The organism is Brachybacterium sp. (assembly GCF_052095815.1).
In the GTDB taxonomy this organism is placed as follows: Bacteria; Actinomycetota; Actinomycetes; order Actinomycetales; family Dermabacteraceae; genus Brachybacterium.
Genome location: NZ_JBQDLF010000067.1, coordinates 1 through 14,710, shown reverse-complemented (window position 1 = coordinate 14,710; position 14,710 = coordinate 1). Strand labels below are relative to the sequence as shown.

Genomic DNA, 14,710 nt, shown 5'->3' with positions numbered 1-14,710 from the left:
GCGGTGGGCTCGTTGATGATGCGCAGGACGTTGAGGCCCGCGATGGTGCCGGCGTCCTTGGTGGCCTGACGCTCGGAGTCCGAGAAGTACGCGGGGACGGTGATGACCGCATCGGTCACGGCCTCGCCCAGGTAGGACTCGGCGTCCTTCTTCAGCTTGCCGAGGATTCGGGCGGAGATCTCCTGCGCGGTGTACTTCTTCTCGTCGATCTCCTGGCTCCAGTCGGTGCCCATGTGGCGCTTGACGGAGGCGATCGTGCGATCGACGTTGGTGACGGCCTGGCGCTTGGCGACCTCGCCGACGAGGACGTCGCCCTGCTTGGAGAAGGCCACGACCGACGGGGTGGTGCGGGAGCCCTCGGCGTTCGCGATGATGGTGGGCTGGCCACCCTCAAGCACGGCGACGGCGGAGTTAGTGGTACCGAGGTCGATTCCGACGACACGGGACATGGGAGCCTGCCTTTCTGCGACGGGTGCGCCGCAACGGGTTCGTGCACTGCCGACCGTCGGGGCCGGCGGCAAGACTTGAGCTGTACTCGCTCAAGTAGAAAACTCTGGATCGACGTTGTCAATCCAAGGATCACTGAACTTGAGCACACTAGACTCAACTTCGTCCTGGCCAGGTTCATTCCCATGCGGCAAGGATGTGGTGCAGGGCACTTTCTGCGCGCTCCTGTCGCGCTCGCAGCACGGCACAGCTCGGATCCCCCTCGACCAGTACCGTGGCGGCATGACTTCAACCGGCGTCTCCGACTACGCCGACTTCCTCCCCGCTTCCTGGCGGGATCGAGTCGAGCTGAAGCCCACGAGCACGTGGTGGAGCTGGCGCAGGCACGACGTCCATGTGCCGCGTCGCCAGAATCCCGATGCTCCCGTGCGGGTGCTGCTCATCCACGGAGCCGGGGCCCACAGCGCAGCGCTCTGGCCGATCGCCTCACTCCTGCCAGCAGATGAGGTGGAGCTGGCCGCGGTTGATCTTCCCCTCTACGGCGAGACGCGGTCCCCGGATTCGAGCGCGGTCCGCTATCAGGATTGGGTCTCCCTGCTCTGCGACGTCGTGGCCTTGGAGGATGACGGGCGGCCGCTCGTGCTGCTGGGCGCCAGCATCGGCGGCATGCTCGCCTACGAGGTCGCCGCCCGCACCGGTCGCGCTGCGGCCGTGGTCGCCACGTCCCTGCTCGACCCGCGCGACCCGCGTGCGCGGGCCGTTATCACGCGTTTCAGCCCGCTCGGCATGCTCGGCGGCCCTCTGGCACGGCTTCTCCCGGAACGCTTCGCGGGACGGCGGGTCCCGATGTCCTGGATCGCCGCTCTCTCGAAGATGAGTCGCAGCCCCGACCTGTCGCGGTTGTGCGCCTCCGACCCCCGCGGAGGAGCCGCCGAGGTCCCGCTCGGATTCCTCACCTCATACCTCACCTACCGCCACACCCCGCCGGAACGGATGACCACCCCGGTGACTCTCGCCCATCCGGCGAAGGACGCCTGGACACCGGTGGAGATCAGCACACGCTGGCTCAGCCGGATCGCCGCCCCGGCAGAACTCGTCATGCTGCGCGAATGCGGCCACTTCCCTATTGAGGACCCAGGACTGCACGATCTGGTCGGGGCTGTCAGCCGGGTGACCCGACAGGTTCAGGGCGGCAGCTACCGTGCTGCTGAGACCGAGAAGGGGGAGGAGGACCATGGACGGTGACGCCCTGCAGGAGATCGTCCATGCTCGCGCCGAGGAGCTCCCGGCTGCGGAGGCGACCCATCCCTTCGGCCCGGAATACGAAGTCTTCAAGGTCGTGGGCGGGATGTTCCTGCTGCTCACCGAGGTGCGCGGGGAGCCGATCGTGGTCCTCAAAGCGGATCCTCGGGACTCCGAGGCGCTGCGGCAGAGCCACTCGGACATCACGCCGGGCTATCACATGAACAAACGGCACTGGATCACGCTCGAGCCGGGCGGGACTCTCGACGCCGAGCTGGTCCGGGAGCTGGTCACCGAGTCGTACCTGCTCGTGGTGGAAGGCCTGCCGCGAGCCAAGCGGCCCGTGGATCCAGGGTCCTTCGGTGCGCGTCCGGGCAGCACGCCGTCCCCGTAGACTCCGCCGCATGAGGCGTGCGGGGGTATCGATCCTGGGATGGGCGCTGCTGGTGGTGGGGGTGCTCGCCTCGGCAGTGCTCCTGGTGCTGCGGCTGGTCCCCGAGCTGCACACCTGGCATCACTACGTCATCGCGATCTCGTCCTTCATCCCGCTGCTGTGGATCCCTGTGCTGGTGGGCTGCCTGGGGCTGCTGCTGGTGCTGCGCGGCCGGTGGCGGCCGCTCGGGGCCGCCGTCCTGATCGCCGCGATGGTGGTCTTCGCCTGGCCGCTGCTGCCGGAGGAGGAGCGGTCCGACATCCCTATCGCGGTCGGCAACACCCTCACGGTGCTCTCGCTGAATCTGCAGTTCGGCCAGGCGGACATCGAGGAGGTCTCCGAGCTGATCACCAGTGACGTCGACGTGCTCGCTCTGCAGGAGTACACCCCTGGGTTCGAGGAGGCGCTCGCGGCGGCGGGCCTGCTGGAGGAGTTCCCGCATCATGTCGGCACCGCCGACACCGACGCGAGCGGCACGATGCTCCTGTCCCGCACCCCGCTCGAGCTCGTCGCCCGGGCCGAGGGGACCGCCTTCGAGAACCTGATCGCGACCACCACCGTCGAGGGCACGGACTGGCATCTCGGGGTGATCCACACCGCGCCGCCGCAGATGGGCGCCGACGCCTGGGCCCGCGACGGCGCGGTGGTCAAGGACCTCGCCGAGCCGTACCTCGAGGAGAACCTGCTGCTGGTCGGCGATTTCAACGCGATCGACCAGCACCACACGATGCGGGAGCTGACCGGAGGCGGCGACCTGTACGACCTCGCGGCGAGGGGACAGGGCGAAGGACTGGGCTGGCATCCCACCTGGCCCACGGGCACGTGGGCCCCGTCGTTCGCCCGCATCGATCACGCGCTGGTCTCCAGCAGGGTGCGCGGCAGTGTGCCGCAGTTCGAGACGGTCGCCGGCAGTGATCACAAAGCACTGATCGTCGAGGTCGCTGCCAGGATCGAATAGCAGCACCGCCGCGTACGGTCAGAACAGCCGTACGTCGGCGCCCTGAGGAGACGCGCATAGGGTTCTCGAGTGGCATCTCTACACAGCACGGACTCTCCCGACCAGACCTCCACTCCCGTCGCTCGGGACGCGCTCGCCTTCGTGCGGATCGGCGACCCCGAGGCCGTCGCCTTCTTCCGCGCGGCGGATCAGAAGGGAGCCGCTGAGGCCCTGCTGCGTTTCTCCGCAGTCCCGGCGAGCGCGCAGGACGATGAGGATCTGAAGCGCCGCGGCCTTGAATGCACGAAGGCCCTGCCCGATCAGGATGTCCCCGGGTACCGGGCGTCGGTCCAGGCTGCGACGTGGCTGCAGCACCTCTTCTTCGTGTGCGTCCTCGGTGCGGCGGGATGGATACTCGTCTCCTTCTTCACAGGGGACCCCAACCGCGACCCGTACCTCCTCCCGCCCGAGGTCATCTTCCTCCCCGACGCGGAGATCCTGCTGCTCGCCCCGATCGCCTTGATCGCCGTGTATATCCCCGCCCACCTGGCGGTGCTGTGAAGGGAGCGGACCACCACGCGAGCAGTGCTGCGATGGGCGGCGGGCGATCAGGAGAGCAGACAGCTCGGCATCCCCGCCAAGTCCCCGTTCGCAGGGATCATGACCAGCTGGGAAAGGCTGAAGGCCGGTGCTGGCGCCGTGCTCATGATGGACGGCTTCCTGACGGTCTTCCTCTACCTCGTCCGGGCGCCCGACGGGTCCTACGGCCTCTTCCTCGCACCCGTTGTGTGCGCGCTCCCGGTCCTCGCAACCTATCTGTTCTGCGGTGCCCGGTCCCGCCTCGCCCAGCGCCGCCATGTGCTGGTCGCAGACCGGCTGTTCCGGGTGCCCAGTGACGAGGTGGTCTCACTGCCGTCCTCGATGGTCGTCAAGGGCCTGGAGAACCCCACTGCGAGCGACGAGGACTCCGCATGGACAGAGGAGGACGATGAGGACATCGAGGAGTCCGTCGACGTGGACACCGAGTGGAGGACGAGCTTCTCAGCGGGCGCTGCCCCGGCGGACCATCTCGTCGATCCAGAGCGGCGCGAACGGTGAGGTGCAGTTCGGCGGGGTCGAATAGTCCTTGAGCACTTCCAGACGCTCCCCGATGTCCCGTGCCCGTGCACGCAGCTCGGGATTCGTGATCCCGATCTGCGCGAGGCATTCGTTCATCGCCCACTGAAGCCGCTCCGGCGCCGCCGCCATCTCGGCCTCGATCTGGTCGAGCAGCGCCGACTGGTCGATACCCTCAGGCTTCTTCACCACCCTGTCGCTGGTCAGCGCCCAGCCAGCGCTCGCCACCACGGGGTCGGCATCGGCGAACCATGCCTCCCGCAACGCTTCGCAATGCGGGCTCTTCTTCACGAGGTAGCTGACGAGCCAGTCGTGGACCTTGGGGGTCCCTGCCTCCCGGAGCATCCGGTCCAGGTCCTCCCGGGTGTACTGCTTCGGGCGGGAGATGAGGAGCGCGAGCAGCTTGGGCGTGGAGTCCTCGGCCGGCGCGTCCCACAGCGCGCGGGCGAGCTCGGGCTGCGCCTTGAGCCGCTTGGCGATCGCACGGAGCTTGGTGAGGTTCACGGCGTGGTCGTCGCCGCGCCGGGCATTGACCGCGCGGATCCGCTCGTCCTCGAGCTCTGCCAGCTCGTCGCGCAGCGCGGAGACGACGGTGGTGAGGTCGGTGTTCTCCGGCATGGTGCCCGTCATGATGCGTCCTCCGTCAGTAGTGCGATCCCGACGAGCCTACGACTCGGGGACGCCCCGCCCGAGGCGGAGTCAGCTCCAGCCGGTCAGCTGCGCGAAGATCAGGAATCCGATCGAGATCAGCACCCAGATCCCCAGCAGCGGGGCGTAGAAGCGCACCCAGCGGTTCCACGGGATCCGGCCTACGGCGAGCGCGGCCATGAAGTACCCGGAGGTGGGATAGATCAGGTTCGTCATGCCGTCGCCGGTCTGGTAGGCGAGCACGGCGCTCTGCCGAGTCACGCCCAGCAGGTCCGACAGCGGCGCGAGCACAGGCAGGGTCACCAGCGCCTGGCCGGAGCCGGAGGGGACGATCAGGTTGAACACGGCCTGGACCAGGAACATCCCGACCACGAAGAGCACCGGCGGCAGGAAGCCGACGGACTCCCCCAGCCCGAACACAATGGTGTCCAGGATGTTGCCGTCCTCGAGGACGATCGCGACGCCGCGGGCGATGCCGACGATGATCGCCCCGGCGAGGACGTCTCGCAGGCCCTGGTCGAAGGCTTCGGCCATGTCCTTGGTCTTCATCCCCGCGACCAGTCCCACGACGATCGCGATCAGGATGAACATGCCCGCGAACTCAGGGAAGAACCAGCCCTGGGTGAGGATGCCCCACACCAGCAGCCCGGCGAGCAGCAGAAGGGCGATGCCCGCGGCCTTCTGCCGACCGGTGAAGGTCGGGGTCGCGGCGAGGTCGAGCTTGTCCCGTTCGCGCACGGTGGTGTCGACGTGGCCATGGAGGACGGAGCGGGTCGGATCCGCGGCGACCCGGCGGGCGTACCAGATGATGTATCCGATCGCGGTGGCGAGATAGGCGAGGTACAGCGCGATGCGCAGGCCGATGCCGGAGAAGGGTTCGAGCCCGGCGATCTGCTGGCCGAGCCCGGTGTTGATCGGGTTGAGGAACCCGGCGGCGAAGCCGGCGCCGGTGCCGAGCAGCGCGACGGCGGCGGCCACTACCCGGTCATAGCCCAGGCTCAGGATCAGCGGGAGGATCGCCGGGATATATACCAGCGACAGCTCGGGCACCCCGATGAAGCTCGCGATCAGGGAGAAGATGACCATCAGCACGGGGATGACGACGACTCCGCGGCCGGCGAAGAGGCGTGCGATGCCGGCGAGGGCGACGTCGATCAGTCCTGTGCGGCGCACCACCTCGAACATGCCGCCGATGGTGAAGACGAAGAACACGATGGCCCCGGCGTCGACGAGCCCGCGCGGGATGGCGGTGAGCAGCTCGATCGCCGTGACTGGGGACTGCTCGATGAAGGAGAAGCTGTCGGGGTCGACTACTTCACGGCCGTTCGGGCCGGGGACGCGGTCGTACATACCGGCCGGGACGATCCAGCTCAGCACCGCTGCGAGCAGCGCGAACAGGACGAGGATGACGTAGACGTGCGGGAAGCGGTCCTTCGGGGCGGTCTCGTCGGCGACGGGAGCCTCGGCGGCTGGGGTGGACATGATCCTCCGGTGGCGGTCGGTTCTCGGCACATGCTGGCTGCGCCGAAGAGTGCGGGCGGACCCTTACTCATAAGTCGCGCTACATGCTGTCACAAGCAGGCGTAGAGGAGGTAGTGCTGACGACGCAACCGGCCGAACATACTGGGCATATGGAGCCTTCGATCCCGCCACCCGCGTACACCGGCACCGATTTCTACTGCGACGTCGCAATCCCGGATCCCGCAGCGCTCGAGGTGGTCCATCTCGATGAGCGCGTACTGGCCTTCCACCACACCCGCCCCTTCTGGCAGGTGCACGTGGTGGTGGTGCCACGGCGGCACATCGCCTCGTTCACCTCGGCGGGCGCCGCAGATGAGGACGATCTGCGGGCCCTGCTCGAGGTGGTCCAGCAGGTGGCACGCCAGGTGGAACGCGACTATGGCGCCGCGGCAGTGCTCACGAACCTCGGCAGCTATCAGGATTCGAAGCACCTGCACGTCCATGTGCACTCGGGGCCGCAGCGCTGATCCGACACCGACGACACGGCATCACAGCGGGAGCTTGTATCCCACGTGGCTCGGCAGGTAGTCGAGCCGGTCGTAGAAGCGGTGCGCGTCGGCACGAGCCGCATCCGTAGTCAGCTGCGCGAGCCGTGCCCCGTTCTCACGACCCCAACGGTGGGCCCAGTCGAACAGTGCGGTGCCGAGACCGTTCCCCCGCGTCGCAGTGGCAACCCGGACCGCCTCGATCTGCAGCCGGGTGGCTCCACCGCGAGACAGGGAGGGCACCAGCGTGAGCTGCATCGTCGCGACCAGAACAGCGGCGTCATCCCTCACAGCGACCAGGAGCTGGTTCTCGTCACCGTCGATACGCGCAAAAGCCCGCTCATAGGGTGCGAGGTCTGCACCTTCCCGTTCCTGACCGAGTACGTCGTCCGCCAGGAGCGCGACCAGCTCCGGCACCTCGGATGCGGTCGCACGGGAGACGGAGAAGGAGCGGTCGCCGAGTTCGAGGGTGTGCATGTCTCCATTGTGGCGGCTGGGAGGATTGCGGCGGCTGGGAGAGCCGAGCTGGGAAGGGAGGGACCGCGGCATCGCGGACAATGGCTCCATGACCACCAGTGATTTCCTTCCCGGCGCGCAGCGCAGTGCCCAGCTGAGCTTCTCCGATCAGCCGGCATGGATCGTCAAGGACGAGGTCTCCGGCGGCTGGGCGCTGCAGATCGGCGGAGTCGAGCAGTCCCATGTCGACCTCGAGGATCCGACACACATCGTGCACGAGTACCTGCGACGCATGGCCAATGTGCTCGACGAGGCGTGGCCGCGCCGAAAGCCCCTGCGGGTCGCACATCTCGGCGGTGGAGCGCTGACGCTGGTGCGCTATGTCCAGGCCACCCGTCCCGGATCCGCTCAGCTCGTGATCGAGATCGAGCGGGAGCTGCCCACGCTCGTCACCACGGCCCTTCCACTCCCGCAGGGCACCGACCTCGAGATCGTCATCGGGGATGCCCGCGAGCAGCTCGCCGCGATGAAGGATCGGCGCTTCGATGCGATCGTGCTGGATGTGTTCTCCGGGGAGGAGTCACCGGCACATCTGGCCACGAAGGACTTCTACCTCGAGGCGCTCTCCCATCTTGAAGCGGATGGCCTGCTACTGGTCAACGTCGGTGACGACGCCGGCCAACGCTTCCTCGCCGCCCAGGTACGCGAGCTCGAGGACGCCTCCGCCGAAGCCGGCCTTTCGGGAGTGTGGACCCTGACCCACGCCTCGCTGCTGAGCACTCCCGCCGACGGGAACATGGTGCTGCTGACGGGTGGTGCGCTCGCCGCACCAGAGGTCGCCCAGTGGCGTTCGGCCTGGCTGAAGGCGGGCCCGCACCCCGCCGCAGTGCTCGATCCCGGCGAGACCATCGAGGCATTCGGGCTTCATGGTTATCCACATTCTCGGTGAAGCGATGGCGAATCTGAGCGTTCCTGGATAGCGTGACCGTGATCTGACGCACTCCCGGAAGGCACTTCCATGCCCCGTCGCCTACTCAGCGCCGCAGCCGCTGGCGCCCTCCTCCTCGGCCTCGCCTCATGCGGCGACGGCGAGGAGGGACCCGTCACCACTGCCCCGCCGAGCATCAACATCGATGCCCCGAGCGACGGAGGCGGTGACACTGAGCCGAGTGACGGAGGCGGCGCCGAGACCGACGAGCCCACCGCCGCAGCGCCCGACATCCCGCCGCCGGATCCTGCGGAGTACGCAGGGATGGATGAGCAGACGCCTGAGGGGGCGGAGCAGGCGTTCCGGTACTACATTGCGACTCTCACCTGGGCGCGGCTGACAGGCGACCTCGGCACACTCAACTCGCTGTCTTCATTCGACTGCACGCTCTGCGGGGAAATGTCATCAGCGATAGAAACAAATGCGGCGAACGGCAAGTACTGGAAAAACCTGGAGATTGTCGATACCGGCACTGCAAATTTCGACTCTGAAAACTACGATGTCGAGGTCGGCTACGTTTTCATAGTTAGCCAGCACATAGAACCCGGTTCGTCCATACAGATCCCAGCGCAGGAGTGGACCGGAGTTGCTGGAATGACTTGGACGTCAGGGTCATGGACCATCGAAGATCTCGCACTCGAGGAGACTGGCGATGAAACGTGAGTCTCACGGAATTTTCTACGTACTTTTCGCATCGCTTCTTCTTGCGGCTGCGACGCTCATCGCATCCCCTGGGTTTGCATTAATCGCCCCGACCGAGAGTCCTCCTCCGACCACACCCACACCTTCCCCCACAGCCGCAGCCTCCACTTCAGAAGAAGGGCTGGGCGTCACGGTCCAGGAAGCTCGCGACAGAATCGTCAACGGAAGCAACGGCAGTAACTCTGAGGTCAGTTCCTCCCGCACGAGCCTACCTCCACCCCGCTACAGCTACATCTGGGTTCCTGTCTCCGAGTTCTCCGGATGCGGGACCAACCTAGGATCCGGGTCCACCTGGTCCTGCACTCCACATCCAGATTCCTGCGAGGCCGGGAACGGCAGCCGTTTCGCAGGCGAAGGAGACGCCCTGCAGATCGGCGCCAACACCGGCACCGCAGAACCCGTCGAAGGCGTAACTCAGCGCGGCATCCGCGTCGACAATGAGGGTGACGAAGACGTCGACCTCGGGATCCGCTGCGCGCTGCCTGGCACCCCCGAGTTTGCGGAAGCACCACCCGTGGTGATCACCGTGACGCGAGAAGACTTCGCTCGCCTCCCGGTCAAGCCCCTCGCGGCCCACGCCGGCCCCGTCGACGGCTGGCTGCCGGTCAACATGGTCAATGTCCTGCACACGGACCCCGAGACCCAGGAACTCAGCACCGAGCTGCTGGACACCCCCGTCGCGATCCGCGCCACCCCGATCTCGTATCACTGGGACCTCGGGGACGGGAACACGATCACGACCACGAACCCCGGCAAGCCGTACCCCGCCGAAACCATCTCAGCCACTTACACCCAGGAAGGCTGGTACGACATCACCCTCACCACCACCTTCTCCGGGCAGTTCTCCGTCAACGGCGGCGAATGGCAGGACATCGACGGCACCATCGAGATCGCCTCTGACCCGGTCCCCCTCTACTCCAAATCCCTAGAATCCCGGCTCGTCAACGGTGACGTCCCTGTCGACGAGGACGAAGACCCTTGGATCCCCGAACGCAGCCCCGACACCGAAGGCCCCCAAGACCCCGACGCCAGCCACCGCACACTCTGACAGCCCGCAGACAGAGCCCGGCGCGCTCCCAGAGCGCACCGCGGACACTGCGGCACACGCCCATCGGTATACACAAGTGCGGGACACCCTCGATATCGGGCGGGATTCAGGCCGCAGGCACCTATCCCTGTATACACTCGGCCGTATGCGTGCCAGCGATCGGGCTTACCGGGCCCTCCGTGAGGAGATCATCGACGGCGCCCTCACACCAGACACGGTCCTCGGCGAGGTCGAGCAGTCCGTACGCCTGGGCCTGTCCCGCACCCCGCTCCGCGAAGCCCTCTCGAGGCTCGTCGCCGATGGGCTGGCGGCACCAGCGACCGGGCGCGGAGTCGTCGTCGCCGCGGTCTCGCTCGCCGAAGCCCCGCAGCTGTTCGATCTGCGCATCGCCTTGGAGACCCTCACCAGCCGGCGCGCCGCAGAGCGCACCACCCACCCCGCCGACGGCCCCGCACTGCGTGAGACTTTCCGCAGCCTTGCAGGCCGCTTCGATCGAGCCACCGTGGAACTTGCCGCTGGCACCGACCCCACCGGCTACTACGCCCTGACCGCCGAGCTCGACGCCGAGCTCGACAGCGCCACCGGCAACTCCTACCTGGCCGACTCCCTGCGCGGACTTCGCCTGCATCTGGGACGCCTGCGCCGCCTGGCCCGCAACTCCCCCACCCGGCTCGCCGCCTCCGCTCGGGAGCACTCCGCGATCGCTCACGCCGTCGCTGCTGGGGATCCGGAGCTCGCCGCAGCCACCACCGTCGTTCACCTCCACCACGCCCTCGCCCACCTGCAGGGCGACCACCCTGACTCTGGAGCCCCCACTGACCACAGCGACAACTCCGACCCCACCTCGACCTCCCAGGAGAGATCAGCATGAGAGACCACGCCGTCCGCGTCCACCGCTCCGACGAGAACCTGCCCCGCGAGGGCCAGCTGGCCTGGAAGATGGCCGAGGTCGCCGTCGACCCGGTCGAGGTCGACTCCGAGGTCGAGGAGATGATCATCAACCGGATCATCGACAACGCCTCGGTCGCCATCGCCTCCCTGAATCGCGCCCCGATCGTCTCTGCACGCAGCCAGGCGCTCAGCCACCCGGTCTCCACCGGCGGCAGCGGCGCGAGCGTCTTCGGCATCGCCCAGCACACCTCTCCCGAGTGGGCGGCCTGGGCGAACGGCGTGGCGGTGCGCGAGCTGGATTATCACGACACCTTCCTCGCCGCGGATTACTCCCACCCCGGGGACAACATCCCTCCGATTCTCGCCGTCGCCGAGCACACCGGCCGTTCCGGCCAGGATCTGATCCGCGGCATCGCCACCGGCTATGAGCTGCAGGTCGACCTGGTACGGGCGATCTGCCTGCATAAGCACAAGATCGACCACGTCGCCCACCTGGGCCCGTCGGCCGCCGCCGGTATCGGCACCCTGCTAGGGCTGGACACCGAGACCGTGTTCCAGGCCATCGGCCAGGCGCTGCACACCACCACCGCCACCCGTCAGTCCCGAAAGGGCGAGATCTCCACCTGGAAGGCCCACGCCCCTGCCTTCGCCGGGAAGCTGGCCGTCGAGGCGGCGGACCGGTCGATGCGCGGCCAGACCTCCCCGGTCCCGATCTACGAGGGCGAGGACGGCGTGATCGCCTGGCTGCTGGATGGCCCCGATGCCCGCTACACGGTGCCGCTGCCTGAGGCCGGTGAGGCCAAGCGGTCCATCCTGGACACCTACACCAAGGAGCACTCGGCGGAGTACCAGGCGCAGGCCTGGATCGACCTGGCCCGCCGGCTGCACCGCGAGCATCCCGAGACCACCGATCCGGGCAACGTCGCCTCGATCCTGATCCGCACCTCCCATCACACCCACTTCGTGATCGGCTCCGGCGCGAACGATCCGCAGAAGTACGATCCGACGGCCTCGCGGGAGACCCTCGACCACTCGATCCCGTACATCTTCACCGTTGCCCTGCAGGACGGCTCCTGGCATCACGTGGACTCCTACGCCCCTGAGCGGGCCGCCCGCCCCGACACCGTGGCGCTGTGGCACAAGGTCACCACCGAGGAGGATGCGGAGTGGACCCGTCGGTACCACTCCCTGGACCTCACGGAGAAGGCCTTCGGCGGCGCCGTGGTCATCACGCTCACCGACGGCACCGTGATCGAGGATCAGATCGCCGTGGCGGACGCCCACCCCCAGGGCGCCCGGCCCTTCGCCCGCGAGCAGTACATCGGCAAGTTCCGCACCCTCGCCGACGGCCTCGTCGAATCCTCGGAGATCGAACGATTCCTCGAGGCCGCGGCGAACCTCTCGCAGCTGCCCGCCGGGGAGCTGGGTCGGCTGAACATCCAGGCCGCCCCCGGCATGATCGATGCGTCGGCCGGACCGAAGGGGCTGTTCTGATGCTGTCCTCCACCAGGACTCCCGCGCAGAAGCGCCAGGAGCTGCGCGCCCTGCTGACGCCCGGCGCAGCGCAGCCTTTTCCCGGCGCGTTCACGCCGCTGTCGGCGAAGCTCATCCAGGAGAAGGGCTTCCCCGGGGTGTACATCTCCGGGGCGGTGATCGCCAACGAACTGGGGTTGCCGGACGTGGGCCTGACGACGCTGAGCGAGGTCGCTGCCCGCGGTGCGCAGATCGCCCGCTCCACTGACCTGCCCTGCCTGATCGATGCCGATACCGGCTTCGGCGAGCCGATGAACGTGGCCCGCACGATCCAGGAGCTCGAGGACGCCGGGCTCGGCGGCTGCCACATCGAGGACCAGGTCAACCCCAAGCGCTGCGGCCACCTCGACGGCAAGGCCATGGTGGACCTGGAAACCGCGACCCAGCGGATCCGCGCCGCGGCGGACGGCCGCCGGGATCCGAACTTCCTGGTCATGGCCCGCACTGATCTGCGCGCCACCGACGGGCTCGACGCCGCGATCGGCCGGATGAAGGCTCTGGTGGATGCCGGAGCCGATGCGATCTTCCCGGAAGCGCTGAAGGATCTGGGTGAGTTCGAGCAGGTCTGTGCGGCGCTGGACGTGCCGGTGCTCGCGAATATGACCGAGTTCGGGAAGTCCGGGCTGTACACCCGCGAGCAGCTCGCCGCGACCGGGGTCGCGATGGTGATCTACCCCGTCACGCTGCTGCGCGCCGCGATGGGCGCAGCCGAGCGGGTGCTGGAGACGATCCTCGCCGAAGGCACCCAGCAGTCTCGCGTTCCCGAGATGCTCACCCGTGCACGCCTGTACGAACTGGTGGACTATGAGGGCTACAACCGTTTCGACGCCTCCGTGTTCGACTTCGAGGTCCCTGCCGCCCATCGCACGTCCACCACCCCAGACACCGCCGTCGATTCCCAGGAGTGAGCCATGAGCGAGAACGACCAGACCACTGAGATCCGCAAGGGCCTGAACGGGGTCGTCGCCGATGTCTCCGGCATCTCGAAGGTCAACCCCGAGACCAACTCGCTGCTCTACCGCGGCTACCCGGTGCCGCAGCTGGCCGCGACCCAGCCCTTCGAGGCGGTCGCGCACCTGCTGTGGATCGGAGAGCTCCCCGATGCGCAGGAGCTGGCCGAGGCCACCCGCCACGAGCGCACCCACCGGGCCCTCGCCCCCGAGGTGAAGGCGGCGATGGACTCGCTGCCCACCACCTGCCATCCGATGGATGCGGTGCGCACGGCCGTCTCGGTGCTCGGCGCACTCGATCCCGCCGCGGAGGACTCCTCCCCCGGAGCCGAGTTGGAGAAGGCCAAGCGCCTGTTCGCGCAGCTGCCGGCAGTGATCGCCTACGAGCAGCGGCGTCGGCGCGCCGGTGGGCCGACGGAGCCGATCCCGCCGCGCGAGGAGCTGGACTACTCGCAGAACTTCCTGTGGATGACCTTCGGCGAGGAGGCCGCCCCCGAGGTGGTCGATGCCTTCCGCATCTCAATGGTGCTGTACGCCGAGCACTCCTTCAACGCCTCCACCTTCACCGCCCGCGTCATCACCTCGACCCTGTCGGACCTGCACTCGGCCGTGACCGGGGCGATCGGGGCGCTCAAGGGCCCACTGCATGGCGGTGCCAATGAGGCGGTGATGCACACCTTCGACGAGCTCGGCATCCGTCCTGAGGAGACCGAGGCCGAGGCCAAGGACCGCGCCAAGGCGTGGATGGAGGACGCCTTGGCGCAGAAGAAGAAGGTGATGGGCTTCGGGCACCGTGTCTACAAGCACGGCGACTCCCGGGTGCCCACGATGAAGCAGGCGATGGACTCGATGATCACCCACTTCGACCGTCCCGAGATCCTGGGTCTGTACAACGGGTTGGAGCACGCAATGGACGAGGCCAAGGGCATCAAGCCGAACCTCGATTACCCGGCCGGCCCCACCTATCACCTGATGGGCTTCGACACGGAGCTGTTCACCCCGCTGTTCATCGCCGCGCGGGTCACGAGCTGGACCGCCCATGTGATGGAGCAGCGCGCGGCGAATGCGCTGATACGCCCGCTGTCGGTCTACGACGGCCCGGATGAACGCGAGGTGCCCGGCGCCTGAGGGCAGCGCCTCGGGGAGCTGCCCTCCCGAGCGAAGCGCCCGACGCCCCGCCCTGCCGACGCCCCGCCCTGCCGACGGGGCGTGTCCTGCCGACGGGGCGTGGGCGCGTTCGAGCCGCGGGAGCTCCTATAGAGGCTCTTCGCGGTTCGTGGTGAATGACCCTGCTGTGGCGGGTATTCACGCTA

Annotated in this window: 17 protein-coding genes; 13 read left to right on the top strand and 4 right to left on the bottom strand. The window is 67.7% G+C overall.

Going from position 1 to position 14,710, the window contains the following annotated elements:
- A partial coding sequence (locus tag ACTH43_RS17290; protein WP_441446137.1) for an Hsp70 family protein occupies positions 1-449 on the bottom strand: 449 nt, incomplete at its 3' end.
- A gap of 280 nt (positions 450-729) precedes the next feature.
- Here ACTH43_RS17290 and ACTH43_RS17285 point away from each other — a divergent pair.
- The 5 genes from ACTH43_RS17285 (at position 730) to ACTH43_RS17265 (ending at position 4,157) form a co-directional block, all read left to right on the top strand.
- Positions 730-1,692 (top strand): alpha/beta fold hydrolase, encoded by a 963-nt coding sequence (locus ACTH43_RS17285; RefSeq protein ID WP_441446136.1) that lies wholly within the window; start codon positions 730-732, stop codon positions 1,690-1,692.
- Positions 1,682-2,083 (top strand): MmcQ/YjbR family DNA-binding protein, encoded by a 402-nt coding sequence (locus ACTH43_RS17280; RefSeq protein WP_441446135.1) that lies wholly within the window; start codon positions 1,682-1,684, stop codon positions 2,081-2,083. The genes ACTH43_RS17285 and ACTH43_RS17280 overlap by 11 nt, the downstream gene beginning before the upstream one ends.
- Before the next feature lie 10 nt (positions 2,084-2,093).
- Positions 2,094-3,080, top strand: a complete 987-nt coding sequence (locus ACTH43_RS17275) for an endonuclease/exonuclease/phosphatase family protein (protein ID WP_441446134.1) — start codon at positions 2,094-2,096, stop codon at positions 3,078-3,080.
- A gap of 69 nt (positions 3,081-3,149) precedes the next feature.
- Positions 3,150-3,620: a hypothetical protein gene (locus ACTH43_RS17270; RefSeq protein WP_441446133.1), complete on the top strand. Its 471-nt coding sequence runs from the start codon at positions 3,150-3,152 to the stop codon at positions 3,618-3,620.
- A gap of 99 nt (positions 3,621-3,719) precedes the next feature.
- Complete coding sequence (locus ACTH43_RS17265; protein WP_441446132.1) at positions 3,720-4,157, top strand: hypothetical protein; 438 nt, start codon at positions 3,720-3,722, stop codon at positions 4,155-4,157.
- Here ACTH43_RS17265 and ACTH43_RS17260 read toward each other — a convergent pair.
- Entirely contained in the window at positions 4,101-4,805 is a 705-nt protein-coding gene (locus tag ACTH43_RS17260; RefSeq protein ID WP_441446131.1) for a DNA alkylation repair protein, read from the bottom strand. The genes ACTH43_RS17265 and ACTH43_RS17260 overlap by 57 nt on opposite strands.
- Positions 4,806-4,874: 69 nt before the next feature.
- Positions 4,875-6,305: a YfcC family protein gene (locus ACTH43_RS17255; RefSeq protein WP_441446130.1), complete on the bottom strand. Its 1,431-nt coding sequence runs from the start codon at positions 6,303-6,305 to the stop codon at positions 4,875-4,877.
- Between the two features lie 149 nt (positions 6,306-6,454).
- Between ACTH43_RS17255 and ACTH43_RS17250 the strand changes: the two genes are divergently transcribed.
- Positions 6,455-6,811 (top strand): HIT family protein, encoded by a 357-nt coding sequence (locus tag ACTH43_RS17250; RefSeq protein WP_441446129.1) that lies wholly within the window; start codon positions 6,455-6,457, stop codon positions 6,809-6,811.
- Positions 6,812-6,832: 21 nt separating this feature from the next.
- Here ACTH43_RS17250 and ACTH43_RS17245 read toward each other — a convergent pair whose 3' ends face one another.
- Positions 6,833-7,306 (bottom strand): GNAT family N-acetyltransferase, encoded by a 474-nt coding sequence (locus ACTH43_RS17245; RefSeq protein WP_441446128.1) that lies wholly within the window; start codon positions 7,304-7,306, stop codon positions 6,833-6,835.
- A gap of 88 nt (positions 7,307-7,394) precedes the next feature.
- Between ACTH43_RS17245 and ACTH43_RS17240 the strand changes: the two genes are divergently transcribed.
- From ACTH43_RS17240 to ACTH43_RS17210, 7 genes are all read left to right on the top strand, one after another.
- Entirely contained in the window at positions 7,395-8,234 is an 840-nt protein-coding gene (locus tag ACTH43_RS17240; RefSeq protein ID WP_441446127.1) for a spermidine synthase, read from the top strand.
- A 69-nt stretch (positions 8,235-8,303) separates the two neighbouring features.
- Positions 8,304-8,936, top strand: a complete 633-nt coding sequence (locus ACTH43_RS17235; RefSeq protein ID WP_441446126.1) for a DUF6318 family protein — start codon at positions 8,304-8,306, stop codon at positions 8,934-8,936.
- 553 nt (positions 8,937-9,489) lie between these two features.
- Positions 9,490-10,023 (top strand): PKD domain-containing protein, encoded by a 534-nt coding sequence (locus tag ACTH43_RS17230; protein WP_441446125.1) that lies wholly within the window; start codon positions 9,490-9,492, stop codon positions 10,021-10,023.
- 145 nt (positions 10,024-10,168) lie between these two features.
- Positions 10,169-10,894, top strand: coding sequence for a GntR family transcriptional regulator (locus tag ACTH43_RS17225; protein ID WP_441446124.1), 726 nt, complete (start codon positions 10,169-10,171; stop codon positions 10,892-10,894).
- Positions 10,891-12,408, top strand: coding sequence for an MmgE/PrpD family protein (locus tag ACTH43_RS17220; protein ID WP_441446123.1), 1,518 nt, complete (start codon positions 10,891-10,893; stop codon positions 12,406-12,408). Before ACTH43_RS17225 ends, ACTH43_RS17220 begins: the two co-directional genes overlap by 4 nt.
- Positions 12,408-13,355, top strand: a complete 948-nt coding sequence (prpB, locus tag ACTH43_RS17215) for a methylisocitrate lyase (protein WP_441446122.1) — start codon at positions 12,408-12,410, stop codon at positions 13,353-13,355. Before ACTH43_RS17220 ends, prpB begins: the two co-directional genes overlap by 1 nt.
- A 3-nt stretch (positions 13,356-13,358) precedes the next feature.
- Positions 13,359-14,525 (top strand): bifunctional 2-methylcitrate synthase/citrate synthase, encoded by a 1,167-nt coding sequence (locus ACTH43_RS17210; RefSeq protein ID WP_441446121.1) that lies wholly within the window; start codon positions 13,359-13,361, stop codon positions 14,523-14,525.
- The last annotated feature ends 185 nt before the right edge of the window (positions 14,526-14,710 follow it).